At 64.1% G+C, this 25,674-nt stretch carries 22 protein-coding genes and 1 pseudogene; 11 read left to right on the forward strand and 12 right to left on the reverse strand.

Annotated features, from left to right (window positions below; all coding sequences use genetic code 11):
* From IE126_RS20290 to IE126_RS20300, 3 genes are read right to left on the reverse strand one after another with little or no spacing between them, the layout of a single operon-like run.
* Complete coding sequence (locus IE126_RS20290; protein ID WP_189381985.1) at positions 1–213, reverse strand: phage head-tail joining protein; 213 nt, start codon at positions 211–213, stop codon at positions 1–3.
* A complete protein-coding gene (locus IE126_RS20295; RefSeq protein ID WP_189381986.1) occupies positions 213–2,264 on the reverse strand; it encodes a phage terminase large subunit family protein in 2,052 nt (683 codons plus the stop codon). Before IE126_RS20295 ends, IE126_RS20290 begins: the two co-directional genes overlap by 1 nt.
* Positions 2,212–2,748 carry a hypothetical protein gene (locus IE126_RS20300; RefSeq protein WP_189381987.1) on the reverse strand — a complete coding sequence of 179 codons (537 nt, stop codon included), beginning with the start codon at positions 2,746–2,748 and terminating at the stop codon, positions 2,212–2,214. The genes IE126_RS20295 and IE126_RS20300 overlap by 53 nt, the downstream gene beginning before the upstream one ends.
* 134 nt (positions 2,749–2,882) lie before the next feature.
* On the opposite strand from IE126_RS20300, the gene IE126_RS20305 reads away from it, so the two are divergent.
* The 5 genes from IE126_RS20305 to IE126_RS20325 all read left to right on the forward strand — a co-directional run bounded on the left by IE126_RS20305 (position 2,883) and on the right by IE126_RS20325 (position 6,268).
* Positions 2,883–3,098, forward strand: a complete 216-nt coding sequence (locus IE126_RS20305; protein ID WP_036708719.1) for a hypothetical protein — start codon at positions 2,883–2,885, stop codon at positions 3,096–3,098.
* Positions 3,099–3,210: 112 nt separating this feature from the next.
* The gene (locus IE126_RS20310) at positions 3,211–3,435 is read left to right on the forward strand and encodes a hypothetical protein (RefSeq protein WP_189381988.1); all 225 of its coding nucleotides are present in this window, start codon (positions 3,211–3,213) and stop codon (positions 3,433–3,435) included.
* 95 nt (positions 3,436–3,530) lie between these two features.
* On the forward strand, positions 3,531–4,091 hold the full coding sequence (locus tag IE126_RS20315; protein ID WP_189381989.1) for a DUF3489 domain-containing protein: 561 nt from the start codon (positions 3,531–3,533) through the stop codon (positions 4,089–4,091).
* Positions 4,092–4,230: 139 nt separating this feature from the next.
* Positions 4,231–5,736: an MFS transporter gene (locus IE126_RS20320; RefSeq protein WP_085376826.1), complete on the forward strand. Its 1,506-nt coding sequence runs from the start codon at positions 4,231–4,233 to the stop codon at positions 5,734–5,736.
* A gap of 10 nt (positions 5,737–5,746) precedes the next feature.
* Positions 5,747–6,268 carry a TetR/AcrR family transcriptional regulator gene (locus IE126_RS20325; protein WP_189381990.1) on the forward strand — a complete coding sequence of 174 codons (522 nt, stop codon included), beginning with the start codon at positions 5,747–5,749 and terminating at the stop codon, positions 6,266–6,268.
* A 67-nt stretch (positions 6,269–6,335) separates the two neighbouring features.
* Here the strand turns inward: IE126_RS20325 and IE126_RS20330 are convergent, their stop codons facing one another.
* Both IE126_RS20330 and IE126_RS20335 read right to left on the reverse strand, forming a co-directional pair.
* Complete coding sequence (locus tag IE126_RS20330) at positions 6,336–7,664, reverse strand: site-specific DNA-methyltransferase (protein WP_189381991.1); 1,329 nt, start codon at positions 7,662–7,664, stop codon at positions 6,336–6,338.
* On the reverse strand, positions 7,661–8,923 hold the full coding sequence (locus IE126_RS20335) for a site-specific DNA-methyltransferase (RefSeq protein WP_189381992.1): 1,263 nt from the start codon (positions 8,921–8,923) through the stop codon (positions 7,661–7,663). The genes IE126_RS20330 and IE126_RS20335 overlap by 4 nt, the downstream gene beginning before the upstream one ends.
* Before the next feature lie 600 nt (positions 8,924–9,523).
* Between IE126_RS20335 and IE126_RS20340 the strand changes: the two genes are divergently transcribed.
* The 5 genes from IE126_RS20340 to IE126_RS20360 are packed head-to-tail and all read left to right on the forward strand — an operon-like array spanning position 9,524 to position 20,145.
* A complete protein-coding gene (locus tag IE126_RS20340; RefSeq protein ID WP_189381993.1) occupies positions 9,524–13,033 on the forward strand; it encodes a helicase-related protein in 3,510 nt (1,169 codons plus the stop codon).
* 14 nt (positions 13,034–13,047) lie between these two features.
* The gene (locus IE126_RS20345; RefSeq protein ID WP_189381994.1) at positions 13,048–13,680 is read left to right on the forward strand and encodes a hypothetical protein; all 633 of its coding nucleotides are present in this window, start codon (positions 13,048–13,050) and stop codon (positions 13,678–13,680) included.
* Positions 13,681–13,690: 10 nt separating this feature from the next.
* Entirely contained in the window at positions 13,691–16,438 is a 2,748-nt protein-coding gene (locus tag IE126_RS20350; RefSeq protein WP_189381995.1) for a DUF1156 domain-containing protein, read from the forward strand.
* An 11-nt stretch (positions 16,439–16,449) separates the two neighbouring features.
* Positions 16,450–16,812: a hypothetical protein gene (locus IE126_RS20355; RefSeq protein WP_189381996.1), complete on the forward strand. Its 363-nt coding sequence runs from the start codon at positions 16,450–16,452 to the stop codon at positions 16,810–16,812.
* 33 nt (positions 16,813–16,845) lie between these two features.
* Positions 16,846–20,145: a DUF499 domain-containing protein gene (locus IE126_RS20360; protein WP_189381997.1), complete on the forward strand. Its 3,300-nt coding sequence runs from the start codon at positions 16,846–16,848 to the stop codon at positions 20,143–20,145.
* 15 nt (positions 20,146–20,160) lie between these two features.
* On the opposite strand, the gene IE126_RS20365 is transcribed toward IE126_RS20360, so the two are convergent.
* From IE126_RS20365 to IE126_RS20390, 7 genes and pseudogenes are all read right to left on the reverse strand, one after another.
* Positions 20,161–20,835, reverse strand: a complete 675-nt coding sequence (locus IE126_RS20365) for a hypothetical protein (protein ID WP_189381998.1) — start codon at positions 20,833–20,835, stop codon at positions 20,161–20,163.
* A complete protein-coding gene (locus IE126_RS26050) occupies positions 20,832–21,404 on the reverse strand; it encodes a DNA methyltransferase (RefSeq protein ID WP_229825727.1) in 573 nt (190 codons plus the stop codon). The genes IE126_RS20365 and IE126_RS26050 overlap by 4 nt, the downstream gene beginning before the upstream one ends.
* 49 nt (positions 21,405–21,453) lie before the next feature.
* Positions 21,454–21,915, reverse strand: a pseudogene (locus tag IE126_RS26055) (DNA cytosine methyltransferase); the annotation flags it as partial.
* Positions 21,916–21,920: 5 nt separating this feature from the next.
* Positions 21,921–22,928: a helix-turn-helix domain-containing protein gene (locus IE126_RS20375; RefSeq protein WP_189382000.1), complete on the reverse strand. Its 1,008-nt coding sequence runs from the start codon at positions 22,926–22,928 to the stop codon at positions 21,921–21,923.
* Positions 22,925–23,320, reverse strand: a complete 396-nt coding sequence (locus tag IE126_RS20380) for a VRR-NUC domain-containing protein (RefSeq protein ID WP_189382001.1) — start codon at positions 23,318–23,320, stop codon at positions 22,925–22,927. The genes IE126_RS20375 and IE126_RS20380 overlap by 4 nt, the downstream gene beginning before the upstream one ends.
* Positions 23,317–23,553 carry a hypothetical protein gene (locus tag IE126_RS20385; RefSeq protein ID WP_189382002.1) on the reverse strand — a complete coding sequence of 79 codons (237 nt, stop codon included), beginning with the start codon at positions 23,551–23,553 and terminating at the stop codon, positions 23,317–23,319. Before IE126_RS20385 ends, IE126_RS20380 begins: the two co-directional genes overlap by 4 nt.
* On the reverse strand, positions 23,553–23,810 hold the full coding sequence (locus IE126_RS20390; RefSeq protein WP_189382003.1) for a helix-turn-helix transcriptional regulator: 258 nt from the start codon (positions 23,808–23,810) through the stop codon (positions 23,553–23,555). Before IE126_RS20390 ends, IE126_RS20385 begins: the two co-directional genes overlap by 1 nt.
* A 574-nt stretch (positions 23,811–24,384) precedes the next feature.
* On the opposite strand from IE126_RS20390, the gene IE126_RS20395 reads away from it, so the two are divergent.
* Positions 24,385–25,650, forward strand: coding sequence for a tyrosine-type recombinase/integrase (locus IE126_RS20395; protein WP_189382004.1), 1,266 nt, complete (start codon positions 24,385–24,387; stop codon positions 25,648–25,650).
* The last annotated feature ends 24 nt before the right edge of the window (positions 25,651–25,674 follow it).

Consider the following 25,674-nt stretch of genomic DNA (forward strand, 5'->3'; position numbering starts at 1 on the left):
TCACAACCCCTTGGTCGCGACGGTGCCCCAGCGGCGGCGGCGCGGGGTTGCCGAGGCGGTGGCGATCCGCCCCTCCAGATCCCGGATCGCCGCCGCCAGTTCGGTATCCGAGCCATAGGCCACGGTCTTGCCGTCGTAGCTGACGCTGCGCAGCCCGGCGAAGCGGGCTTCCTGCAGTGCCGTGAGCAGAGCCTGCATACGTTCCAGGTCCATCAGTCCCTCATGAAGTTCGGGGTGTAGGCCCGCCGTTTCCGGCGCGGCGTGGTCAGGGTTCCGGCCTTGGGTTGGGCCGGATCGGGTGGTGTGGGGGCCGCGGCGATAGCAACAGTAAGGCGTGTTTCCACGCCCGCCTGCGCTTCCAGTCGCCGCCAGGTGGCTTCGTCCCATCGGTCGGCGCCGAGGATCCACGCCGCGGCACGGGCATAGACCCGGCAGTCCAGCGCCTCGTTCCGCTCGCGCATCTTCTGCCATTCCTGATGGGCATAGCCGCGCTTGTTGCGGATCGTGACCAGCTGTTCGGCGACCAGCTGCTTCAGCCATTCGGTGTCGGCCCAACCGGGCAGGTGGATCGTGCCGGGGGCGTCGAGCATCCCGATGGCGCGGTCCTCGTCCGAGGGGCGTTCGATCCGCAGGAACCGGTAGGTCTCCGCCTTGAATGTCGCGGTCGCCACCGACCAGAGCCGCGCGCCCCGGCGCAGGCGCTTCCCGCCGATGGTCGCATCGACGAAGGTCGGGCCCGAGACCGGAGCCGACCGGTTGAAGCCTTCGAGCCCCTTCAGCGGCGCCACCTGTTCGAAGCCAACCTTGCGCGACCACGCGTAGACGGCCGCGGCCTCGTAACCGGTGTCGATGCCCAGCCGCGCTACCGTCATGAAGGCGCCGTTCGCATGCTGCCATGAGCGGCCGAGGAGGGCCGTCAGCTTGTCCCAGGCTGCCGGATCGTCAGGCCCGCCCGGAATGACGATGTGATCGACAAGCCAGGACTCGAGCCCTCGGCCCCAGGCCCAGATATCGACCTCGATGCGGTCCCTCTGGACGTCGGCGCCTGCCGTCAGGAATAGCCCCGCCATTGGCACCGTGCCCGGCTTCCAGGATTCACGCCGATCCGCCAGCCGCTGCCATTCCGGCGCATCGCCAGACTCGACCCATGTCTCGCCCAGAAGCGTGTTGCGTGCGGCGCGCAGCGTCTCGTCCGACCCTTGGGCTGCCAGCCATTCCCGCGCGACGTCGGACCAGCTCTTCCAGCCCAAGGGCGAATAGAGCGCCGAGAGATGGAAGCCGATGGCCTTCGGATCCCTGGAAACCGCCGTCGCCCGCCATTCCCCCTTGGCCAGCATCTCGGTCTTGTGGTGCTCGGCGATGGGACGCTCGCAGCCCTCACAGTGATAGGCGGCGGTTTCAGGCTTCCCCTTTGCCCAGCGCAGTCGGTCGAATTGCAGCCATTGCATCGTGCCGCAATGCGGGCAGGGTACGAAGTAGCGCCTTTGATCCGATGCCTCGAACTCGCGCTCGATCCGGCTCAGGCCCCGGATCGTGGGCGTCGAGACCATGAACACCTTGCGCCGGTGCGAGAAGGTGGTGGTCCGTGCCTCGGCCAGTGTGACCGGATCGCCTTCCTCGTCGGCCGAGGCGGGATAGGCGTCGACCTCGTCGAGGAAGACATAGCGCGCGGGCATCGACCGCAGGCCGGTCGCGGAATTCGCGCCGGTCAGCACCAGGATGCCGCCGGGGAATTCCTTCGACAGCATCGAATTCCCGGCATCGCGGGACCGGGCCGGGTTCACCCGCTCGCGCAGCGCCGGGCTGTCTGCGATCAGCGGATCAAGACGGCCCCGTGAGGTGCGCTTGGCCAGTTCGAGGCTCGGCAGCACCGCCAGCATCGGCCCTGGCGCGTGATGGATGACGAAGCCGATCCAGTTGTTCCCTGCCTCGGTCGCGCCCACCTGCGCGGCCTTCATGAAAGTGATGCGCTGGGCGGGATGGCCGGGCGAGAGCGCATCCATGATCTCGCGCAGATAGGGTGCGCGGGCGGTGCGATAGCGTCCCGGCTCGGCCGCGCCGCGCGACGACAGCCAGCGATGCTGATCCGCCCATTCCGACACCGTCAGGTTCGGATCGGGGCGCATCCCCTGCCGCCAGACCCTCAGAAGGTCTTCGGCACCGTCGAAGCCGAGGTCGAGGTCGGCCGTCAGGTCGTTGTCGTCATCCTCATCATGCAAGCGAGACCCGGAGGTCGGCGAGGGCGTCGAGCTGTTCGCGGACATGGGCTTCCAGCACCCTCTGCATGATCGCGGTCTCGATCGTCACCGATGCCCCGGATTGCCGTTCCACCTCCGCCATGATCTGCGCCGCCATCAGCGCGGCCACCCGTCCGGGCCAGGTCACCCAGACATCCCGTTCCTGCCGTGCGAGCCGGAACACCAGCGTTTCCGCCCGCGCGCGGTCGACCAGCGTGCCCTTCTTCTTCTGGACGGCCAGCTGTCGTTCCTGCGCCGCGTAGACCGTGAGCGCGGTGCGGGCCTTGATGTAGGACGTGGTCTCGCCCGGGGCGCTCGCCAGTCCATCCCCACCCAAGCTGCGCCGCTGCTGGTCGGGGTCCGTCATCTCCGCCCGCCGCACATCCGAGGCTGCGGCGTTGATCGACCCGTCGTCATGGACCACCAGCCGCCCGTTCTTGCGCGCCTTCTGCACCCCGCCGCGGGACAGCCCGGAATGGGCCGCATACTCGCGTTCGCTCATGCCTTTCATGGCGCCGTGAAGCCTATCAAGATATTGAAAATAAACAGGAAAATACAATCAATCCCGTTGATTGTCTCCCCCTCCGGAGCGATTCTGTCGTCCATCAACAGGCCGCATCGCGCCGATCCCAGGAGGGCTTCACCATGACCACGACCACCATCCGCATCGACTATTCCACCCTTCCCGAGGGCTTCGACCTGAGCCGCCCGGACGCAATCGCCGAGGTCATCGAGCAGGCGCTGCGCGAGAGCGGGATCCCGGCCGAGGCCTCCGACGTCCTGTCGCACCTGAAGATCGAACTGCCCACCGCCCAGCTGGGCGCCGCCAGCCGCACGCTGGCCGAGATGCGGCTGATCTGACTGGAGCGATCAGAAAGCACTGATATTGCTCCGATTTGCCTACGATCATCCGCCCGACAGAGCGATGGTGTTGGCACCAGAACGATGCAACTCAGCGAAGGATGCCACCACCATGACCCGCCGCGCCGCCGACAACTCCAAGGCCCTCGACGCCTTCATCGCTGCCAAGGCCGAGATCGACACCATGCTGGAGCGCCTGAAGGCCCTCAGCGACGACCACTTCGAGACCCACCCCGACGAGATCCATTGGGGCCATGTCGGGACGCTGAAGCACTACGCGGGCCTGCTGCGCCAGATCACCGACAGCGCCTTCAAGGAAGGCGAACACGCCGCCTGACGCGTCCACACGTCGCGATGGCCGCCCCGTCCGACGACGGGGCTTGCCTCCGTAGAAGGCGCGCACACCGCGCGCCACAGCGCCCGGAGGCCCCGATGACCACCCCGTCCGACACCCAGTCCCTGATCCTGTCCCGCGCCGCGACCCGGCCCGGCAATCTCGCCCTGCCGCTGCCCGAGGGGCTGGCCGGTGCCGCCGCCAAGATGGTGGTCGGCAAGATGATCGCCCGCGGCTGGCTCGAAGAGGTCGAGGCGAACCTGCGCCGCGGCGAGCCGATGTGGCGCGAGACGGGCGACGGCCATGGCACCACGCTGATCGCGACAGAAGCCGGGCTGAAGGCCATCGGGATCGAGCCGGTGGTGGCCAGCGCTGTCGCTAGCGTGCGGAAGGCGAAGCCGAAGCAGGAGGCTGAACGGACGCCAGAAGAAACCGGCACCGCCAAACCGGTCGTCATCCGCGCTGGCACCAAGCAGGCGCAGATCATCGCCATGCTCCAGCGCCCCGAAGGCGCGACGGTCGCCGAGATGGTCGCGGCCACCGAATGGCTGGCACATACGGTCCGGGGTTCGATCTCGGGCGCGCTGAAGAAGAAGCTGGGTCTGCCCATCACCGCGGAAAAGGTCGAGGGGCGGGGGACGGTGTATCGGACCGGGTGACGACGCGAAGAGCCCAAAGCAGACGCCTAGATTGGTGTGATGCTGCAGCACAGCCCGCCGGTTGACACAAACAAAATCAGTCTAGCAAAACTATACAAACATGATAGTATAGTTAAGTGTTAGCCAAGGTGCATTGAAAATGACTGTATCCCCCCGCAACCGTTGGGCGGTTCTGGTGACTGTGGCGGCTGGTCTGCTGCTGATCACGCTGGACAACTCCATCCTCTATACCGCCCTGCCGACCCTGACCCGGGAACTGGGCGCGAGCCAGACCCAGGGTCTGTGGATCATCAACGCCTATCCTCTTGTCATGGCGGGGTTGCTTCTTGGGGCGGGCACGCTCGGTGACCGCGTCGGGCATCGTCTAATGTTTCTGATCGGGCTGGTCCTGTTCGGCATCGCCTCGCTGGTCGCGGCATTCGCGCCAACGGCCAATGTCCTCATCGCGGCCCGGGCCTTCCTTGCGGTCGGTGCCGCCGCAATGATGCCCGCCACGCTTGCCCTACTGCGGGTCAGCTTCACCGATGAGAAAGAGCGCAATTTCGCCATCGCGATCTGGGGCTCGATCTCGGTGATCGGCGTCGCACTCGGGCCAATCATCTCGGGCTTCCTGCTGTCCCATTTCTGGTGGGGATCGGTGTTCCTGGTGAACGTGCCGGTGGTGGCCCTCGCGTTCATCTCGACGCTGATTGTGGCACCGAGGGTTGCTCCCGACAGGTCGCGGCACTGGGATTTCGTCTCATCCGTGCTGGCGTTGGTTTCCCTAGCGGCGCTGGTGATCGCCATCAAGGAAACCGCTCATGCCGGGCAATCCTGGGCAGTCCCCGCCGCCGCAGCAGCCATCGGCCTGATCGCAACGCTCCTGTTCACGCGTCGGCAATCCCGGCTGGCGGACCCGCTCCTGAACTTTGCCTTGTTTCGCAACCCGGCCTTCCTTGCGGGCACTCTGGCTGCGGCCTTTGCCATGTTCGCCTTCGCCGGGCTGCAACTGGCAACCACGCAGCGCTTCCAGCTGGTCGCCGGCTTCACGCCCATGCAGGCGGGCATCCTTGTTTCGTTGGCAGCCATCGGGTCGCTGCCGACCGCAATGCTTGGTGGTGCCTTCCTGCACCGGATCGGGCTGCGCATCCTAATCGCGGGCGGGCTGGCGGTAGCGACGGTCGGTGTCCTGATCGCAACCTTGGGGATCAGCCACGGCATCGGTTGGCTGATCGCCGGATCGGTGCTTGCGGGTGCTGGGGTCGGGGCGGCCATGTCGGTGGCCTCCACTGCCATCGTCGGCAATGCGCCGGTGAAAAACGCCGGGATGGCAGCCTCGGTCGAGGAGGTTTCCTTTGAGTTCGGCAGTCTGATTGCCGTTGCCCTTTTGGGCAGCCTGATGGCGGCGGTCTATTCTCTGGGCGTTGTTTTGCCTGGGGGCATCGCTGCGGCGGCGCGCGACAGCCTGCCCAATGCTTTGTCGATTGCCGATGAGATGGGCGCCGATGGCATTGCGCTAAAACAGGCCGCGTCAACGGCGTTTGACCGCGCTTTCCTGATGGTGATGTATGTCGTCGCGGGTGTCATTGCGCTTGGTGCGCTGTTCACCGGCGTATTACTGCGGTCCTATGGACCGGGTTCGCAGTCTTCGCACTATCCGCATTGAGGAGATCACGATGAGAGAGAGCAACCGTGACAAGATCCTCGATGGGGTGGTGCGGCTGATCGTGCGGGATGGGGTCACAGCGGTCACCTTCGACGCTGTGGCTGCAGAAACCGGCATAACCCGGGGAGGGATCATCTATCACTTCTCCTCCCGTGATGAGCTAATCCTAGCCACGCACCAGCACCTTGCCCGGCAATGGGAGGCGCAACTGCTCAGTCTTACACCGGACCCGGACCTGCCCGCCGACCGCTACAAAGCCTATGTGCAAAGCTGCAGCCGGGATGCCACCCGGGCCGAGCTGCTGATGATGCTGGAAAGCGCCGGGGATGAACGGTTGGCTCAGGTGTGGTCAGAAGTGATGGATCATTGGGCACCACCGGCTCCGCAGGTGGATGATCCTGTGGGCCGAGCAAACTTCTTGGCGCGGATTGCAGCTGACGGGCTTTGGGCTCACCGGGCCATGGGCGGACGACCGCTGTCGCCGGAGGTCAAGGCGATGGTGACCGACTCGCTGCTGAGAATGATGGAATAGTGGTCGACGCCAACGCGACCGTCCGCTTTGTCCGCATAGCTGACACAGCGTCTGGTTCTCTACCACGTTAGTCGCTCGCAAGTATCGCCTTCCTCCCAGTCGCCAACTCCCAACGCCGCACCGCCACGTCGCAGTAGACCGGGTCCAGTTCCACCGCGCAGCATCGCCGCCCGGTGCGTTCGGCCGCGATCAGCTGGGTGCCGGAGCCGCAAAAGGGTTCGAACAACAGGTCGCCCGGATCGCTGAATGCCTCCAGCACCGCCTCGACCAGCGCCACGGGGAACACGGCCGGGTGGGATCCGGCGGCGCCCAAGCCCCCTTTGTGGCGCATGATCCGGAAGACGCTGTCCGGGATGCGATGGCTCTGGATCGCGTTGCCGGTGCCGGTCTTGCGATGGACCGTGCCGTCGGCCCCGCGCAGTCCGCCGCCACCCAGGGTTTCGCCCGCGTGCTTGCTTTCGACCGTCTTGTTCGGCTTCCGTGGCTGGCGGTTGAAGTGGAAGATGAACTCGTGGGACGGTGCCAGTCGCCCGTTCCAGTCGCCTGGCAGGCCCGGCCCCTGGTCCCAGACATACCAGCCGAAGCGCCGCCAGCCCTGCGCGCGCATCCAGTCGAGCCAGCCTTCCCAATAGGGGATCCACTCGCCATCGCGGTGGACGGGGCCGAGGTTGACTAGCAGCTGGGCATCGGCGGTGACGGCTGCTGCGGCGAACACGCCCTGCATCAGCGCATCCCAATCGCCGACCTTCTCCTTTGCCGCGCCATAGTCGCGCTGCTGCGCATAGGGCGGGGAGGTGAAGAGGAGCGACGATTGCGCGCCGCCCATCAGCTGCGCCACCACGGCCGGGTTGGTGGCATCGCCGCAAATCAGCCGGTGATCGCCCAGCTCCCAGATGTCGCCTGGCTGGGTGATCGGATCGGCCGGAACCTCCGGGATCGCATCGGCAGTATCATCGTCGATGGGCGCGCGCTCGTCGACATCGTGCAGCAGCGCATCCAGCTCGTCGTCGGGGATCCCGATCAGCCCGAGGTCGAAGTCCTCGGCCATCAGCCCGCGCAGTTCCTCGAGCAGCAGCGCCTCGTCCCACCCGCCCAGTTCGGTCAGCTTGTTGTCCGCGATGCGGTAGGCTCGGCGCTGCGCCTCAGTCAGATGGCCCAGTACGATCACCGGGGCCTCCGGCAGTCCGAGCTGGGCCGCGGCTAGGATGCGGCCGTGGCCCGCGATCAGCTCGCCGTCGGCAGCGACAAGGCAGGGGACGGTCCAGCCGAACTCTGCCATGCTGGCGGCGATTTTTGCCACCTGATTGGCGTCATGGGTCTTTGCATTCCGGGCGTAGGGCCGGAGACGGGCGAGGGGCCAATGCTCGATCCGGCCGGGCAGTAGGGGCGCGTTCATGCTGCGAGCCGCTTCGCCTTGAGGGCGGCGAAGGTCTCGCCGGTTTCTGCCAGAACAGCCTCTTGGCCGGTGAAGGACTGCCAACGTTCGATGGCGACATCGACATAGGCTGGGTTCAGTTCGACCCCGAGGCAGACCCGGCCGATGGTCTCGGCTGCGATCAGCGTGGTGCCGGAACCCATGAAGGGCTCATAGACCGCCTGTCCGGGGCTGGAGTTGTTCAGGATCGGCCGCCGCATGCATTCGACCGGCTTTTGCGTGCCATGCAACGTGTCAGCGTCCTGATCCCGGTTGGCGATCTGCCATAGCGTGGTTTGCTTTCGGTCCCCGGCCCAGTGGCCCTTGCCCTTGGCGCGCACCGCATACCAGCAGGGTTCGTGCTGCCAGTGGTAGTCGCCGCGGCTGAGCACCAGCCGGTCCTTTGCCCATATGATCTGCGACCGGATGGCGAAACCCGCGGCGGTCAGGCTGTCCGCCACGGTCGCGGCATGCAGCGCGCCGTGCCAGACATAGGCGACGTCGCCGGGAAACAGCGCCCATGCCTCGCGCCAGTCGGCCCGATCGTCGTTCAGAACCTTGCCGGTGCGCTTGGTCTTCGCGGCCCCGGCTGCATTACGCCAGGAGGGGTCATATTCCACCCCATAGGGTGGGTCGGTCACCATCAGCAGCGGGCGCACATCACCCAAGAGCCGCCCGACCACATCGGCCGAGGTGCTATCGCCGCAGATCAGGCGGTGCGACCCAAGCTGCCACAGGTCGCCCGGCACCGAGACTGGTGTGACGGGAACGCCCGGAACATCGTCCTCGCCCTCGACCGGACCTTCCCCGCCCAGCACCTCGGGATCCCGCAACAGCGCGTCGAGGTCATCGTCGCTGATCCCGAGCAGCGTCAGGTCGAAATCCTCGGCCAAGAGCCCCGCGATCTCGTCGCGCAGCAGGGCCTCATCCCACTCACCCAGTTCCGTCAGCTTGTTGTCGGCGATCCGGTAGGCCCTGCGTTCCGCCTCGTCGAGATGGCTGAGGCGGATCACTGGCACTTCGGTCAACCCGAGCATGGTCGCGGCCATGACCCGGCCATGGCCCGCGATCAGTTCGCCGTCGTCGGCCACCATGCAGGGAACGGTCCAGCCGAACTTGGCCATGCTGGCGGCGATCTTCGCCACCTGATCGTCGCCATGCATCTTGGCATTGCGGGCATAGGGGCGCAGCCGGGCAATCGGCCAGGACTCTACCTGGCTCGGCGCGAAGACGAGGTCCATGGGATGGGGCTCGGGATGTGGGAGAGGGGAAATGAAAAGCGCCCGCGAGGGGGTTCCTCCGGGCGCAATTCTTCGATGATCAAGGGGTAGGTCAATGGGGGCAGGTCTGTCAACCCGAAAAGTGAAGCGGATTCAACGGCTTCTAGCGAATTGGCTCTCGGCGGTGGCTTCTGGCCACCTGGCTTCCCCGAAGGTGGCTTCCCTGGCTTCCCGCCGGGAATCCACCCTAGCCAGATCGTGATTCCGCAAGCCGCTGATCTGACTCAAGATTTCCGGTCTCAGCGCGCAAGGTGGCTTCCGCCTGGCTTCCCCGGTGAAAACGCCTCACGCTAGCGAGCCGCCGCGCTGCGCCCCCCCGCATACGTTTGGGGCCGGGGAGGAACCAGAGGAGGGGGGACGGCACACCATCGGTGGGCTTGTTGGTGTGGACAGCCTTCAGGTCATCGGCTTTCGGCGGCGGTCGCCGCTTGTTCCCGGATGCATCGGCGTCTAACGTCCATCTGATAGAAATTGCAGGGCTTTCAGGCTGTTTGACCATGCGTTTCGAGTAGACTGGAGTGCTGCGCCGATTCGATCCCGGTGCAAGTGGGCGGAGGGAAGATGACGGTTCTGGAAGATATCAAGAATGGCGCTCAATTGCGCGGCGTCGTTCCGGGCCAGCCCGTCGAGGTAGTTTCTGTCGAGTGGATTGGGGATCAGGCAATAAACCTTGTCTATCGCGTGCCCGGCGGTGGTGTCGCCGAAACAACCCTCTATCGCGACGACCAAGCCCGAATTGATCTGGATGCCCGTGGTCGTGCATGGTCTTTTGATGCCGATGGTGATCTCTTGCGCCTCGTAACTGAGGCCAATCGGATAAAGCTGGCGCATTATTTCGACCCCTATCTCGCTATTCACACCAGCCTAGTGGATCCGCTTCCGCACCAGATTTCTGCAGTGTATGGCGAAATGCTTCCGCGCCAGCCGTTGCGCTTTCTGCTCGCCGACGATCCGGGTGCTGGAAAAACCATCATGGCAGGGTTGCTGATCAAGGAATTGATCGCCCGTAGCGATCTGGAGCGCTGCCTTGTCGTCGCACCTGGTAGTCTGGTCGAACAGTGGCAGGACGAGCTTGGTGAGAAGTTCGGGCTGGAATTCGATATCCTGACCCGTGACATGATCGAGAACTCCCGATCCGGAAATCCGTTCAGCGACCGCAATCGACTGATCGCCCGGCTTGATGTTCTGGCCCGGAACGAGGAGCTCCAAGACAAGCTGGCTCAGGCTGCAGAATGGGACCTGATTATCTGCGACGAAGCCCACCGCATGTCCGCAACCTACTTCGGCGGTGAGGCGAAATACACCAAGCGGTATCGCGTCGGTCAGAAACTCGGCGAAGCCTGTCGTCATCTGCTTCTGATGTCGGCGACCCCTCACAACGGGCATGAGCAGGACTTCCAGCTGTTCATGGCGCTGCTGGATGGTGACCGGTTCGAGGGCCGGTTCCGTGATGGCGTGCATTATGCGGATACCGCTGACATGATGCGGCGTCTGACGAAAGAGGAACTGCTGCGCTTCGATGGCCGCCCGCTCTTCCCCGAGCGTCGCGCCTACACGGTCAAATACGAGTTGTCGCCCGAAGAGGCCGCGCTTTACGCTGCAGTGACCGAGTACGTCCGCAACGAGATGAATCGGGTCCAGCGCTTTGCGGCCGAAGACGGCAAGAAACGGAACAACGTCGGCTTTGCCCTTCAGATCCTACAGCGCCGCCTCGCGTCCTCACCGGCCGCGATCTACCAGTCCCTGAAAAGGCGGCGCGAAAGGCTTGAGGCGGAACTAGCCGAGGCGCGCCTGATGGTGCGCGGCAAGAGGTCCGGTTTCGATACCCCCGACGTGCCGGATGACGCCCTGCAGAACCTCGAGGAACTCGGCCAGGACGAGATCGACGATATCGAGGATCGGATTTCCACGACCGCGACCACGGCCGAAACCGTCGATCAGCTCGCACTTGAGGTCGAAACTCTGCAAGGCCTTGAACGAATGGCGCTGGGCGTTCTCAGCTCTGGCCAGGACACCAAATGGTCACAGCTGAACCGCATTCTCGATGATGAGCTGATGGTCGACTCCCAAGGCAACCGCCGCAAGCTGATCATCTTCACTGAGCCGAAGGACACCCTCTACTACCTGCATGATCGCGTGCGGTCGCGTCTTGGCCGCACCGATGCGGTCGAGGTGATCCATGGCGGTGTGTCCCGCGAGGATCGAAGGAAGATTGTCGAGCGTTTCATGCAGGACCGCGACATGCTGGTGCTGATCGCGAACGACGCGGCTGGTGAAGGTGTGAACCTCCAGCGTGGCCACCTGATGGTGAACTACGACCTCCCCTGGAACCCGAACAAGATTGAGCAGCGGTTCGGCCGCATCCACCGGATCGGCCAGACCGAGGTCTGCCACCTTTGGAACCTCGTGGCAGCTGATACGCGTGAGGGCGAGGTCTATGCCCGGCTTCTGGAAAAGTTGGAGGCGGCACGCGAGGCGCTGGGTGGGCGGGTCTACGACGTCCTTGGCGAGTTGTTCGATGGGACAGCGCTGAAGGATCTGTTGTTCGAGGCGATCCAGTACGGCGAGCAACCCGAGGTGAAGGCCCGGCTGTTCGAGGCCGTCGATGGTGCCGTCGATCAGCAGCATCTGCTCGATCTTCTGGCCCGTCGGGCGCTGACCAATGACACGATGCCAGCTGCCAAGGTGCAGGAAATCCGCATCGACATGGAACGCGCCGAAGCCCAGCGCCTGCAGCCGCATCATATTCAGAGCTTCTTTGTCGAGGCGTTCAAGCGCCTTGGTGGCCAGATCAAGCCACGAGAACAGGGTCGGTGGGAGATCACCCATGTCCCGGTCAGCATCCGCGAGCGTGACAGGCAGATCGGCACGGGCTCTCCAGTTCAGAAGAAGTACGAACGCATCTGCTTCGAGAAGGGCAAGGTGAACCAGCAGCCCGTGGCAACGTTCGTCTGTCCCGGTCACCCTCTGCTCGAAGCCGTCATCAGCATCGTGCGCGAACAGCACGACCATCTGATGAAGCAGGGGGCGGTCATGGTCGATGAAACCGACCTCGGCCAGGACTTGTCTGCCATCTTCTTGCTGGAACACAGCGTCCAAGATGGCCGCCCAACCAGCACCGGCAAACCCCACGTCATCTCGGAGAAGCTTCAGTTCGCATCGATTGACAAGACAGGGCAAGCCGCGAATGCGGGGATCGCCCCGCACCTTAACCTGCGCCCCGCTACGGCTGAGGAGATCGCGCTGGTTTCTGACAAGCTGCACGAGGACTGGCTGCGTAATGATTTAGAAAAGGCCGCAATCCGTTTTGCCACCGTTGATCTCGCCCAGAGCCATGTGGCCGAGGTAAAGGCCCGGCGTTTGCCCGAGGTTGCCAAGGTCGAGCAGGAGGTAAAGGCTCGCCTGAAGAAGGAGATCAACTTCTGGGACAACCGCGCCGCCGAACTGCGTGAGGACGAAAAGGCAGGGAAGAAGACCCGCTTGAACTGGCAGAACGCAGAGCGCCGGGCCGAGGACCTGGCCGACCGTCTGAAACGCCGGATGGAGCTGCTGGAAAAGGAGCGCTTCATCTCGGCTCAGCCGCCGCGAGTGCGGGGTGGCATGGTCGTCGTGCCGAAGGGGCTGCTTTTGGCGAAGGCTGCCGTCGCAAGTGGGGCCAAGGCCAGTGCCTTTGCCGAAGATCCGGAGGCCCGGCGGATCAGCGAGTTGAAAGCCATGGAGGCAGTTATCAAGGCTGAGCGTGCGCTGGGCAACGAGCCGTCGGATGTATCTGCTCAGAAGGTGGGTTACGACATCTCTTCTTTCGATCCCAAGTCTGGGCATCTGCGCTTCATCGAGGTCAAGGGCCGCATCGACGGCGCCGACACTGTCATGCTGACCCGGCAGGAGATCATCACGTCCTTGCACGAGCCCGGAAAATACATCCTCGCCATCGTTCAAATCGAGAGTGGTTACGCCCAAGAGCCTCGGTATGTTCGGGGGGCGCTGTCTGACCACGAGCCTTCGTTTGAACACACAGCGATCCAGTTCAACCTGAAGCGCCTGCTAGAGCGGGCAGAGGCGCCTAGATAGCCGAGCTCATCAAGATGCAGCAGAACACCCGCACCACATACAACTTTCCTGCCCGCGCCTTTACCGAGGAGCCGAAGCCGTTTGCCGACGAATACTGGCGACGGGCTTTTCGCCTCTTGCGGATGGTCGGAATCCTGCATGGCAAAGGGTTTCAAGGCCTCAGGGTCTTTCCATACGAGTACCCACTTGCCTATCGCATCTACCTTTACCCTGGCGAATACGCCGACCATTCCGGTGTGCGATGCCGACCCGAGTTTGAAGCGGAAGATAATCGTCTCTTGGCGCGGCACACGTGCGCCAGCGGGTCCAAATACTTCGAATGGGAAGACGCACCCGGCATGTCCGCGCATCAACTTGCCCTTCGGTTCATCGAACGCTTTCCCGAAATTGCTCGTGCAACATACCGCCTCGATTATGCCTATGCCGGTTGGTACGCGACCCTCCTCTCTGCCTGTGAGTATGGTTACATCCCCTATCTCTTTGGAGAATATGAGCCCGAATACGGTGCGCTGCGCATGCGCAAGGTGACAGAAGCGGACACCCACGAAATGGAATGGTTTCCCCTGCCGCCTTCGGCCAGCTATGGGTCATACCTGAAGCCGCAGCCCGCGCCACGTTGGCTTGCTGACAACGACGAGAATTCCTGAAGGAACGCCCATGCCGCAGTCCAAACCCTACAAAAAGAAACTGATCGAAGTCGCCATCCCGCTCGAGGCCATCAACGCCGCCTCGGCGCGGGAGAAGTCGATCCGGCATGGGCATCCCTCCACCCTGCACCTTTGGTGGGCGCGGCGACCTTTGGCGGCGTGTCGTGCGGTGCTGTTTGCGCAGCTGGTGGACGATCCCTCCAGCCACCCTGACCAGTTCCCCACCCATGAGGATCAGGAGCGCGAGCGGCAGCGGCTGTTTGCCATAATCGAAGACCTGGTGAAGTGGGAGAACTCGACCAACGAAGAGGTGCTGGAACGCGCGCGGGCGGAAATCCGGCGCTCTTGCGGTGGGGTCCTGCCGCCGGTCTATGACCCGTTCTCGGGCGGCGGGTCGATCCCGCTTGAGGCGCAGCGGCTGGGCCTGCCTGCCTATGGGTCCGACCTGAACCCGGTGGCGGTGATGATCGGCAAGGCGATGATCGAGATTCCGCCGAAGTTCAAGGACATGGCACCCATCCATCCCGGCATCAAGGAGCGGTCATTCTACCGCAATGCCGAAGGGTTGGCCGAGGATGTGAAATACTATGGCGAATGGATGCGCGAGAAGGCGTGGGAGCGTATCGGGCATCTCTACCCGCAGGTAGACCTGCCGAAAGAGTATGGCGGCGGCAAAGGGACTGTTGTGGCTTGGATCTGGGCCAGGACCGTGCCAAGCCCTGATCCAGCATTTGCAGACGTTGATGTTCCGCTTGTTCGGTCATTCCAACTTAGTGACACCGCTTGGGTCGAGCCAGTTGTCGACGGTAAGCACTACTCATTTCGCGTGCGAACGGGCGGATTACCAAATGCTGGCAAACTTGATGGGACCGTCAGTAGGCAAGGTGGTCGTTGCCTTGTCTCAAACAGTGCGATGCCGCTCAACTACATCCGTGAGACGGCGCGCAAGAGGGGCCTAGGCCAAAAGCTGATGGCGGTGGTGGTTGAAGGCACACGAGGGCGTGTCTTCATTTCTCCAACTCCAGAGATGGAGAAAACTGCCTTCCTATCGAAACCAAATTGGCTTCCAGAAGAGCTCGTTACAACTCCGTCCCATGAGGTTGATCGCTTGCCAATGTACGGCATGACAACTTGGGGAGCAGCTTTTACGGACCGTCAGGCAACTGCTCTGACAACGTTTGTCGATGTTGCGAAGGAACTCAAAACCCAGATTGCCAATGACCTGAGGCGCCACGGAGATCTCGGCGCAGTCGATCCTACTGAGTACTCGAATGCCATTCGAGTCTATTTGTCGTGTGCGATTGACAGGTGCGCTGATGCTTGGAGCACTATTGCGACGTGGGCGACGAGTGGGTTCATCCGATTTACCTTTGCTCGGCAAGCTATCGCCATGACTTGGGATTTTGCGGAGTGCAATGTATTCAGCACGTCCACGGGAAATTTTGGCGGTGCCGTTGATTGGGTAGTAAAGGCGCTGTCAGAGCTTCCGGCACTCGGAATGGGCAGCCTCAAGCAAGCTGATGCCAGATTTGCTGTATTGCCGAAGGCTAGCTGCCTTTCCACTGATCCACCCTATTACGACAACATTGGCTATGCTGACCTCTCGGACTACTTTTATGTGTGGCTCAAGAGATCTGTTGGAGACATTTATCCAGAGGTATTCTCGACGATTGCGGTGCCCAAATCGGACGAGTTGGTGGCAATGCCGCACAGGCATAAGAACCGCCGAGCGGCAGAAGATTATTTTCTGAATGGGATGTCAGAGGCGTTCGCCAATATCGCGGGTCAGCTAGATCATAGTCTACCGGCTACGGTGTATTACGCGTTTAAGCAAAGTGAGGTTTCTGAAGAAGGGCTGACGTCGTCGGGATGGGCAACATTCCTTGAAGCAATCATCTCTTCTGGACTGTCAGTAGTCGGGACTTGGCCCGTGCGGACTGAGAGGGCGGGACGGACCATTAGCGTGGGTACGAACGCGCTTGCTACTTCGGTTGTCCTTGTCTGCCGCAAGAAGGAAGCCTCGGCCGAGGTCATCACCCGGGCCGAGTTCATCCGCGCGCTGAAACGCGAACTGCCCCCGGCCATCGGGGAGCTTCAGGCAGCAAACATAGCTCCGGCTGACATGCCGCAGTCGGCCATCGGCCCTGGCATGGGTGTTTTCTCGCGCTACAAGGCGGTGCTGGAATCCGACGACAGCCCGATGACGGTGAAGGCCGCGCTGCAGCTGATCAACCGCGAGCTCGACGAATACCTTGGCGGTATTCAGGGCGAGTTCGACGCCGACACCCGCTTTGCTATCACCTGGTTCGAACAGAACGGGCTAAAGGCGGGTGACTACGGCACGGCGAACAACATCGCCACCGCGCGCGGCATCTCGGTCGAAAGCGTGAAACATGCCGGGATCGTGGAAAGTGCGGCCGGAAAGGTGCGCATCCTGAAGCGCGACGAGATGGATGCGGAATGGGAGCCGGATGCCGATGGCCACCTGACCGTCTGGGAATGCTGCCAGCATCTGGTGCGACTGCACGAGAAACACGGGATCGGCTATGAGGCGGCGGTGATGCTGAAGAAGTTCGGCCCGAAGGCGGATGACGTGCGCGACCTGGCCTATGTGCTTTACAACATCTGCGAAAAGCGGGGCGACGCGAAAGAAGCGACCGCCTACAACGCGCTGATCGCGGACTGGACCGACCTGACCCGCGAAGCCGCCACCGCGCCGCTGGCGAACCGCAGCGGTCAGATGAGATTTGAGGTTTAAGGGGGGGCGCTATGAAGATCGACGATCCATCTTACGCTCTTGGCCAGTTCTTCGGCGGAGTGGAGCTTGAAACCTGCACCGATCCCGGCGTCTCGCGCCCCCGGGTGAAGGCAGTGACCGTGTTTCCCCCCACCATGCGGGTCGAGTTCCCGCGGAACCTGCGAGAGATGTTCCCCCTGGGCACAAGGTTCAAGGCGACCGTCAAGGTGTGTCAGAAGACCGTGGATGGCGAGCCCAACGGCCCGCCGTATCTGAAGGCCTACGACATTTCGGTGATCGCCGCGTCCGTGCCTGACGAGGGATTGATGGCCAAGGTTCGCAAGGGCAGCATCAGTGGGCTGTCCTACGAATACCATTGGGTTACAAAGAGATAATCCGGGCTTTGTGCCGGAAGAAGGATTGAGTGCATGGCAAAGTCGACCCGCCAGTATGTGTTTGAAGGCATGGAGCTTCTCCCCGAGGCTCTGACCCCCTTTGTCGAACGGCGTCTTGAGGCCTCATTGCAGGGGCATTGGCAGATCGAGGTTGCCCAGAAGGTTGGATTGCGCCCGAACGCCAACGGACAGGTCGGGTGGGACCAGCAAGGCCTGCTCAAGGCGATGATCTCGTATTGGGGCGATGCCTTTCGCTCGGTACTCGGTCATGCTGAGCGGTCGTATGTGGGCGAGCTGCTCGAGATCCGGAACAAGCTGTCGCACAACGAGACCTTCACCTATGACGATGCCGAACGCGCGCTGGACAGCATGCGGCGGCTGATGGAGGCGATCAGCGCCTCGGACGTGGCAGATCAGCTTGGGAAGATGCGCGACACGATCCTGCGCACCAAGTTCACCGAATTGCAGCGCAACGAGGAGCGGAAGAAGAGCCAGCGGTCCGACATCTCCGTCGAGACGGTGGCGGGGCTGCTGCCGTGGCGCGAGGTGGTGGAGCCGCACCGCGACGTGGCGACTGGAGAGTTTCAGCAGGCCGAGTTTGCGGCCGATCTGGCCAAGGTGCATAACGGCAGCGCGCCGTCGGAATACCGCAACCCGACCGAGTTCTTCTCGCGCACCTATCTGACCTCGGGCCTGTCGACCCTGCTGATCGGCGCGGCGAAGCGGCTGTCGGGCAGCGGTGGCGATCCGGTGGTGGAGCTGCAGACGAACTTCGGCGGTGGCAAGACCCACTCAATGCTGGCGCTCTACCACATGGCGGGCGGCACGCAGGTCGAGGATTTGCCGGGACTCGACCAGCTTCTGTCACGCGAAGGGCTGACCGTGCCCGGCAAGGTGAACCGTGCGGTGCTGGTGGGCACGTCCTACGGGCCCTCGGATGCGGCCAAGCGGCAGAAGGACTACGGGCGGCCGATCCGCACGACCTGGGGGGAACTGGCGTTCCAGCTTGGGGGCGAGGCGGGCTATGCGCTGGTAGGAGAGAATGATTCCAACGGCATTGCGCCAGGGTCGAACCTGCTGGAAGAACTGTTCCGGCAATGCGCGCCGTCATTGATCCTGATCGACGAATGGGTCGCCTACCTGCGCCAGATCTACAAGGTCGAGGGATTGCCGTCGGGGTCTTTCGACTCAAATCTGTCCTTCGTGCAGTCGCTAACTGAGGCGGTGAAAGCTAGCCCCGGCACGCTGCTGGTGGCATCGCTGCCCGCGTCGCAGATCGAAGTCGGCGGGGAAGGGGGGCAGGAGGCGCTGTCGCGTCTGAAGCAGACATTCAGTCGGGTCGAAACCGGCTGGCGCCCGGCCGACCAAGAGGAAAGCTACGAGATCGTCCGACGGCGCCTGTTCAAGGAAATCCCGGGCGACAAGTTTCATCACCGCGACAACACGCTGAAGCAGTTTGCGAAGATGTATCGCGATAGCCCGAATGAATTCCCGCAGAACTGTGAGGGCGAGGATTATCGCCGCAAGCTCGAGAAGGCCTATCCGATCCATCCTGAGCTGTTCGACCAACTCTACACCAGCTGGGGTTCACTGGAAAAATTCCAGCGTACCCGTGGCGTGCTGCGGTTGATGGCTCAGGTGATCCACGAACTGTGGATGAACAATGACCCCTCGGTGATGATCATGCCGGGAAGCGTGTCCATCAGTTCGGCGCGCGTCGAACCGGAGTTGCTGCACTACCTCGACGTGTCGTGGCAGTCGATTATCGCGGGCGACGTCGATGGGCCGAACTCGACGCCGTATCGGATCGACCAGTCAGCCCCGAACCTCAACCGCTACTCGGCCACGCGCCGTGTGGCGCGGGCAATCTTCATGGGGACCGCGCCGACCCATGGTCAGGACAACAAGGGCCTCGATGATCGTCAGATCAATCTGGGTGTAGTGCAGCCGGGTGAGCGGCCCGCCATCTTCGGCGATGCCCTCCGCCGCCTCGCGAACAACGCAAGGTTCATGCATGGCGATCTCGGCCGATATTGGTATTCGATGTCCGCCAGCCTCAATCGGCTTGCGGCAGATCGGGCCGGGCAGATTGAAGAGCCGCTGGTCCTGCTGGAAATCGACAAGGCGCTGGCGACCTACATCAACGGTTTGGGCGACCGCGGGCATTTCGACACCGTGCAAGTCGCGCCAAGCAGTTCGGCCGACGTTCCAGACGAAGCCGGTGGCGTTCGTGCCGTTGTGCTTGGCGTGGCCCACCCGCACACCGGTCGCGAGAATTCCGATGCCATGGCAGAGGCCAAGGATATCCTTCTTCAGCGCGGCTCCACACCGCGGGTCTATCGGAACATGCTCGTCTTCCTCGCGGCGGAGTCACGCCAGCTCGACGGGCTGAAGGAGGCCATGCGCTCGTCCCTTGCCTGGGCGGGGATCGTCAAGGACACGGATAGGCTGAACCTCACCCAGCGCGACAGCGCGCTGGCCAAGGCCAAAGTTGCCGAGGCGGCCGAGACGGTAAAGACGCGGCTCAAGGAGACCTGGTGCTACCTCCTGTATCCGATGCAGGATGGTGCGCAGGCTGATGTCGAGTGGATCGCGTCGAAGGTTCCGGCTCAGGATGGGCTTCTGTCCCGTGCCAGTAAGAAACTGGCCAGCGACGAGGGCTTGCTGCCGGAGCTTGGTCCGGCTCGCCTCGACCGCGAACTGCAGAAGTACATCTGGAATGGAAAAGGCCATCTGTCGCTCAGGGATCTCTGGGAATACCTGAACCGCTACATCTACCTGCCACGGGTCAAGGATCGGAACGTCCTGATCAAGGCCGTGCGCGCGGCTGTCGGCGCAATGGTGCCTGGTCCATTCGCCTATGCGGAACGATGGGACGAGAAGAGCGGCCGCTACATCGGCCTCGTTCTGCAGAATGCCGCGAATGCCCCGGTGGTCATCGACTCCGACAGCGTGATCGTGAAGCCAGAGGTGGCGGAAAAGCAGGCCCTTGAAACCGCAGCGGCCGCTGCTGCGCCATCGGAACCGGTGCAGACACCGACGAAAGCTGCGGCGGAACAGGCCGGCCTGAAGCCAACGGCAGCTGTTGTGCAGCCCGAACGTGATCCGACGCGGTTCATCGGGACGGTCATGATCTCCGCAGACCGGCCAGCACACGAGATGCGTCAGATTGTGGAGGCGATTATCGAGCAGCTGACTGTGCTGCCCGGCAGTGAGGTCACTTTGAAGCTCGAGATCGATGCCGAGGTCCCGAATGGCCTTGACCGAAGCAAGGTGCGGACGTTGCTCGAGAACGCGAACACGCTGGGGTTCATAGACAAAGTGATCAAGTGATTGAATGCGTGACGGTCATCGACCGTCACGCGATTTCCACGGCCGCGCCCTCGGCATTGCCGCCGTCACCTCGACCTCGCGCAGCACTCCGCCCGCTATAAGTCCGTCCCGCACCCAGCCCAGCGCTTGCCACCAGTCGTCATAACCACGCCGGGCGGCCTCGATCTGCTGCGGATGCGGAGAGAAGGTGACTGGGCAGGCCAGGATGTCGACGGTTTTCCACGTGGCACGGGCGCCTGGGCCACGAACCCGGATGCGCTCGGTGCCCACGACTATGGCGCCCGCGTGCGTGCCATGCTGGTTTTGCTTGACGATGGTTGGCACACAGCGCGGGACGGCACAAGGCATCCAGTCCGGGGTCAGCCCGGCGCGGGCCAGTTCGGCGACGCGGATCGCCATGCGCTTGCCGCCGAAGCTGTCGGGGATCCCGGCGACGGTTGCAGCGATGACCTCGGCGTCCTCATGGGTGTAGCCGCCGATCTTGTGCTGACCGCCATCGATCTTGCAGCCCAGCACGGCGCGCTGGAGGAGGACGTATTCCAGGCCGAAGCCGAAGCCTTCCTCGATGATGTCCGGGGGCAGAGGTAGGTCCAGTTGCGCCTGTTCGGTCCGGAATGCCCATTCCAGCGCCGCCTGCACGCCCAGCGCGCGCTTGACCTTGGTGCCGCTGACGCGGCCTTGGAAACTCATGGCTGCAATCCTTCAAGGAAATCCATCTGCGCCGGGCGCTGGGCCGCATCGGTCGGCCGCCAGATCCACGGGCCCGAGGCCATGGGCAGCTGCGAGAGCGCGCCACGCATGTGCTGCTGCCAGAGGGTGAACTCCGTTGCCGAGCAGGCGCAGAGCGCGTGCCCGATGGGCCAGCCCATCAGCCATCCGACGAAGAGCGGGTTCAGCCGTCGCCGCAACCGGCCCTTCAGGATCCGCCGCGAGGCGGCGCGCCCATGCGAGGCAATCATCGAAGCCCAGAGCGGGCGCGAGATCGGGGCGTGCGGCGAGGACCGTGGCCCATCCGGCATGGTCACCGGGGCCGGGCGGGTGAAGCCCTGTTCCGCCCGGTAGTGCAGCAGGTCCATCCGGGATTTGCCGTCGGCGCGGGAGATGCTGGCCTCGCTGGATCCCTTCCAGTTCTGGGCGGCCGGGGTCGGCCAGTGGTTCGGCAGGGCCCTCGCGATGCCCAGCGCCAGCGCTTCTGCCCTCCGGGTGAAGTCGCTGTTCCCGGCCGGGTTGTAGCTGCCGGTGCCGGGATGCAGGCTCATCGGTGTGGGCCAGGATGAAGATGCGCAGCCGCTCATGCGGCGCGCCGACCTCTGCCGCCGAGAAGAGGCCCGCCGCAGGCGTGTAGCCCATGCCCCAAAGCTCTCGCAGGACAGTCTCGAGGCCGAGGGTGACGTGACCGGCGACGTTTTCGAGGAAGACCCATTCCGGGCGGCATTCGCGGATGACGCGGGCGGTGTCGGGCCACAGGTGGCGGGGATCGTCCGCGCCACTGCGTTTCCCGGCTGCACTGAAGGGCTGGCAGGGATATCCGGCGAGGATGGCATCGAATGCGCCGCGGAAGGGGCGGGCGTCGAAGCTGCGCAGGTCGGTCCAGATCGGGGCCGGGGCGAAGTATCCGGCTGCTTGCGCGGCAATGAGGACTGCGCGAGGCCAGTCCTCCCATTCGACGAAGGCGCGGGTGTGATAGCCGGGTTCGGCCAGCATGAGGCCCAGATCAAGGCCTCCGCCGCCTGCGCAGAGGGAGAGTCCGTGCCGGGGACGTGACACCATGCCATTCACCGCACCCCGCGCTCGCGCAGGCGTTCGGCCGTGACCAGCCCCCGGGCCAGCATGGCATCGCGCATCGTGTTGCTGATCGCGCTGACCGGCAGGTAGCGGTCGGAGTTGACCAGATCGGCGTAGAAGGCAGGCAGGTCGGTGATTGGCTTCGCTGCCGGGGCGGGGGCCGCCTTCGGCTTCCGGCGCTTCCGCGTTGCATATTCGGCTTTGCGCTGGGCTGCCCGTTGCATCGCCCGGTCCAGCGCCTTCGGCCCGTCTGGCGGTTCGGGATGTTCCTGGCGGCTAGCCTCGGCCGCTGCGATGATCTCAGCCTCGGTCAGCCCCAGTTCGTCGCGCCAGCGCTGAATGTGCAGGCGGGGCGGCCAGCCTTGCCACCAGCCGGGCAGGGCGACGGGGTCGATGCCCAGTGCTTCCAGCAGGTCCCCGAAAACTTGATCGGAAATCGCCTCGCGCGCCTGCGCACCCTCCTCCTCCTTTACTGGTTTACTTAGTGGTTCCCTTACAGGGTTAGTGTCCGAAATCCGGACACGGCTTTCGGGATTTTCCGGACACGGGTCATCCAGAAGATCGGACACGGCTTCTGCATTAAACCCGTGTCCGAAATCCGGACACGGCAGCGCATCGGCCATGCCGTCACCAGCACAAGCATCGGCATCGTCGACGCTTTCTGTGCTCTCATCCTCCCCGTGTCCGATTTCCGGACACGGCACCACAGCCACAGGTGTGAAGCCTGGCTCGAACCCTAGGATGTAGCGGGTGGGGAGCTGGCGCTTGGTCACGGGATCGAGCCGCGGCATCCGCCGCAACAGGCCCACGGCCTCCAGCTGGCCAAGATGATCGTTCAGCGTGGACCGGCTGATTTCGCAGTCATGCGCCAAGCGGTCCTGCGAAGGAAAGCAGCCGTAATCCGGGTTGAACCGGTCGCAAAGGTGCCAGAGCACGATCTTGGTCGTGGGCTTCAACCCGCGCTGCTTGATGGCCCAGTTGGTGGCCTCGTGGCTCATGGCGCGGGCCTCCGCGGGACAGGGGTGATGCGCGAGGTGAAGCCATGATCGGCCAGCGCGCCCAGCGCATCATCGAGGCTTCGGACCAGCGCCCAGCCGAACCCTTGCGCCTTCACCGCGTCGCGGAACGCCTCCTGCTCCGGCCGCAGGCGCCCCTTCGGCGCCTTGAGTTCGAGGAACAGGACGCGACCATCGCACAGCACCATCAGGTCCGCGAACCCGGCGTGGACGCCCATGCCGACAAGGATCGCCTGGCGCTTGGCCCCGCGGGGCCCGGCCTCGGTCACCTCGTTGGCGCAGTGGTGAATGATGGCGCTGCGGGGCAGGGCGAAGTGCAGCGCCTGTACCACGGCACGCTGCAGATCGGCCTCGGGGGTGCCACGGCGCATCATTGCGCGGTCCTCCCCTGATCCTCGCGTTGGGCGCGCTGAACGGAGCGTCGCGCGTCAACGACGACCAGCAGGCGCTGGGCATCGGCACGTTCGGCCGGGCTCTCACCGTGCTGGGCGAGCACGTTGCAGGCGAGCCGGACCAGGAGATCGCTGTGATGCGCAACATCTGCGATGACAGCGCGCGCCTCGGCCACGCGGTCGGCGGGCCAGGCGGAGCGGGGGTGGAAACTCATCACCGGCGCCCTCCGGCACGACGGCGGCGCGGAGCGGCCTGCTCCTGCTCCTCCAGCCATTCCTCGACGGCGGCGCGGCGGTAATAGACCTTGCGCCCGGCGCGGACGCAGGGCGGTCCCGTCCGCATGGCTTCCCACCTGCGCAGGGTATCGACCGAAAGGCCGAGTTCCAGCGCGAGGTCGAGGCGGCTGATCCAGCCGACCAGCAGCGTGCGGGGTTTCTCTTTCGGGTCTGGCATCGATCCGAGATGCGACATCGGGGTCTCCTGGTCCTGGCCCCGAAGATCGGGGACGTCTTGCAGGGACCAGTGAGCGCAGAGTCCGAGGGGTGGCGGCGAGGCGGAGGGTGGCAGAAAGGACGCCAGCTTTGTGCCACCCCTTGTTTTGTTGGGGTTTGTGAGGGTGGCGCGTTTCAGCGGGGCGATGCGGGGCGGGCGTGACAGACGGATGAACCGAACGCCAAAGCCGCAAACACCAGCGAACAGCCGGATTGACCGGCTTTGACCTGCATTGGAGGGCAAAGAGGGGGTGGCACCCGGCACGACACTCCTGCCACCCTTTGAATTCCTTGAGGATTTGCCGCTGTGCGGCTCTTTACAAGTCAGATTTACAGCGCGATCACCGAGCCTGCGGCCTCAGACGTCCCATTGCGCACGTCGACGCCAGTCGCGCATCGATCTGCCCAGCGCCGAAATCCCAAGAAAACAAGGGGTGGCACGACTCTGGCGTCCTTCCTGCCACCCTCCGCCTCCCCGCCTCCCGCGGTGTCATGCTTGCCTTGATAACCAGGCAAAACCACGCCTCATGTCGGATGCAAGAAGGACCAGAGCCATGCCCGAACGCATCAAGTTGACCGAGAAAGTGCTGCGCGACGCCGAGCCGGTGCCGGGGCGGGACTACCAGATATTCGACACCGAGGTCCGGGGACTCGCCGCCTGCATCTACCGCGGCGGCGGGCGGGCCTTCACGCTGGATTATCGCCATGCCGGGCGGCAGCGCCGGATGACCTTCGGGCGTTGGCCGGAATGGTCAGTGTCGGCGGCCCGGGAACGGGCCAAGGAACTGCGGCGCGAGATCGACGCCGGGGCCGATCCCTTGGGCCAGCGCGAGGCCAAGCGCGAAGTCCCGCGCGTGACCGACCTGATCGAACGCTATTGCGCCGAGCATCTGCCGAAACTCTCAGCCCGCAGCGCAGCCGACCAGCGGTCAGCGCTGGCCAAGATGGTGGAACCGGTCTGGGGCCGGAAGCTGGTGACGGAGATCACGCCGACCGACGTCGACAAGCTGCTGACCAAGATCGCCGAGGGCAGGGCGCGGCCCCACAAGGAAAAGCCCAACAACCGGGCGCGCAAGCTGCAGGGGGCCAAGCCCACGCCGGTGCGCGCCAACCGGATCGGCGAGGTGCTGCGCAAGATGTTCACGCTGGCGGTCCAGTGGGGCTGGTGCGAGGAGAATCCCGCCCAGCGCTTCCACCGCCGCACCGAGACGCCGCGCGAACGCTTCCTGTCCAAGGAGGAAATCGCCAAGCTGGCTGCGGCGCTCGACGCGGCCGAAGACCGGCGCGCCGCCGACATCATCCGCATGTGCATGCTGACCGGCGCCCGGCTGGGCGAGGTGCGGCAGTCCCGGTTCGAGCAGTTCAACCTCGAACACATGAGCTGGTCGAAGCCGCCCACCATGACGAAACAGCGCCGCGCTCACCGCGTACCGATCTCGGACGAGACCGCTGCTATCGTGCGTCAGCGCCAGCTGCTGGTGCCGAAGGGCTCGCCGTGGCTCTTTCCCGGCGATACGCCGGGCCAGCCGGTGCAGGAAGTGCGGCGGTTCTGGGCGCAGGTCCAGAAGCAGTGCGGGCTGCAGGACGTCCGGATCCACGACCTGCGCCACACCTTTGCGTCCTTGCTGGTCAGCGGCGGCGCCTCGCTGGAAATGATCGGCAAGCTTTTGGGGCACAGCCAAATGCAGACCACCCTGCGCTATGCCCATTTGATGGACTCACCCCTGCGCGCCGGTGTGGACGCGGTGGCCAGCGCCTTCCGACCGAAGCCCCGACTGGTCCATGACGCGGACGATCAGGGCGGCCGGAAAACCGCCTGACGCGGAAACCCACGGCACCGCATC

This window comes from Gemmobacter nanjingensis, assembly GCF_014652195.1.
Classification (GTDB): Bacteria; Pseudomonadota; Alphaproteobacteria; order Rhodobacterales; family Rhodobacteraceae; genus Gemmobacter; species Gemmobacter caeni.

What these genes read in the sequence shown, in the direction of transcription:
- IE126_RS20375 (WP_189382000.1), bottom strand. Translation starts at nt 22,928, where the DNA reads ATGAGCCACGAGGCCACCAACTGGGCCATCAAGCAGCGCGGGTTGAAG.
- IE126_RS20290 (WP_189381985.1), bottom strand. Translation starts at nt 213, where the DNA reads ATGGACCTGGAACGTATGCAGGCTCTGCTCACGGCACTGCAGGAAGCC.
- IE126_RS20295 (WP_189381986.1), bottom strand. Translation starts at nt 2,264, where the DNA reads ATGTCCGCGAACAGCTCGACGCCCTCGCCGACCTCCGGGTCTCGCTTG.
- IE126_RS26050 (WP_229825727.1), bottom strand. Translation starts at nt 21,404, where the DNA reads ATGAGCCTGCATCCCGGCACCGGCAGCTACAACCCGGCCGGGAACAGC.
- IE126_RS20325 (WP_189381990.1), top strand. Translation starts at nt 5,747, where the DNA reads ATGAGAGAGAGCAACCGTGACAAGATCCTCGATGGGGTGGTGCGGCTG.
- IE126_RS20315 (WP_189381989.1), top strand. Translation starts at nt 3,531, where the DNA reads ATGACCACCCCGTCCGACACCCAGTCCCTGATCCTGTCCCGCGCCGCG.
- IE126_RS20320 (WP_085376826.1), top strand. Translation starts at nt 4,231, where the DNA reads ATGACTGTATCCCCCCGCAACCGTTGGGCGGTTCTGGTGACTGTGGCG.
- IE126_RS20330 (WP_189381991.1), bottom strand. Translation starts at nt 7,664, where the DNA reads ATGAACGCGCCCCTACTGCCCGGCCGGATCGAGCATTGGCCCCTCGCC.
- IE126_RS20395 (WP_189382004.1), top strand. Translation starts at nt 24,385, where the DNA reads ATGCCCGAACGCATCAAGTTGACCGAGAAAGTGCTGCGCGACGCCGAG.
- IE126_RS20345 (WP_189381994.1), top strand. Translation starts at nt 13,048, where the DNA reads ATGCAGCAGAACACCCGCACCACATACAACTTTCCTGCCCGCGCCTTT.
- IE126_RS20360 (WP_189381997.1), top strand. Translation starts at nt 16,846, where the DNA reads ATGGCAAAGTCGACCCGCCAGTATGTGTTTGAAGGCATGGAGCTTCTC.
- IE126_RS20365 (WP_189381998.1), bottom strand. Translation starts at nt 20,835, where the DNA reads ATGAGTTTCCAAGGCCGCGTCAGCGGCACCAAGGTCAAGCGCGCGCTG.
- IE126_RS20380 (WP_189382001.1), bottom strand. Translation starts at nt 23,320, where the DNA reads ATGATGCGCCGTGGCACCCCCGAGGCCGATCTGCAGCGTGCCGTGGTA.
- IE126_RS20310 (WP_189381988.1), top strand. Translation starts at nt 3,211, where the DNA reads ATGACCCGCCGCGCCGCCGACAACTCCAAGGCCCTCGACGCCTTCATC.
- IE126_RS20305 (WP_036708719.1), top strand. Translation starts at nt 2,883, where the DNA reads ATGACCACGACCACCATCCGCATCGACTATTCCACCCTTCCCGAGGGC.
- IE126_RS20355 (WP_189381996.1), top strand. Translation starts at nt 16,450, where the DNA reads ATGAAGATCGACGATCCATCTTACGCTCTTGGCCAGTTCTTCGGCGGA.
- IE126_RS20385 (WP_189382002.1), bottom strand. Translation starts at nt 23,553, where the DNA reads ATGAGTTTCCACCCCCGCTCCGCCTGGCCCGCCGACCGCGTGGCCGAG.
- IE126_RS20390 (WP_189382003.1), bottom strand. Translation starts at nt 23,810, where the DNA reads ATGTCGCATCTCGGATCGATGCCAGACCCGAAAGAGAAACCCCGCACG.
- IE126_RS20300 (WP_189381987.1), bottom strand. Translation starts at nt 2,748, where the DNA reads ATGAAAGGCATGAGCGAACGCGAGTATGCGGCCCATTCCGGGCTGTCC.
- IE126_RS20350 (WP_189381995.1), top strand. Translation starts at nt 13,691, where the DNA reads ATGCCGCAGTCCAAACCCTACAAAAAGAAACTGATCGAAGTCGCCATC.
- IE126_RS20335 (WP_189381992.1), bottom strand. Translation starts at nt 8,923, where the DNA reads ATGGACCTCGTCTTCGCGCCGAGCCAGGTAGAGTCCTGGCCGATTGCC.
- IE126_RS20340 (WP_189381993.1), top strand. Translation starts at nt 9,524, where the DNA reads ATGACGGTTCTGGAAGATATCAAGAATGGCGCTCAATTGCGCGGCGTC.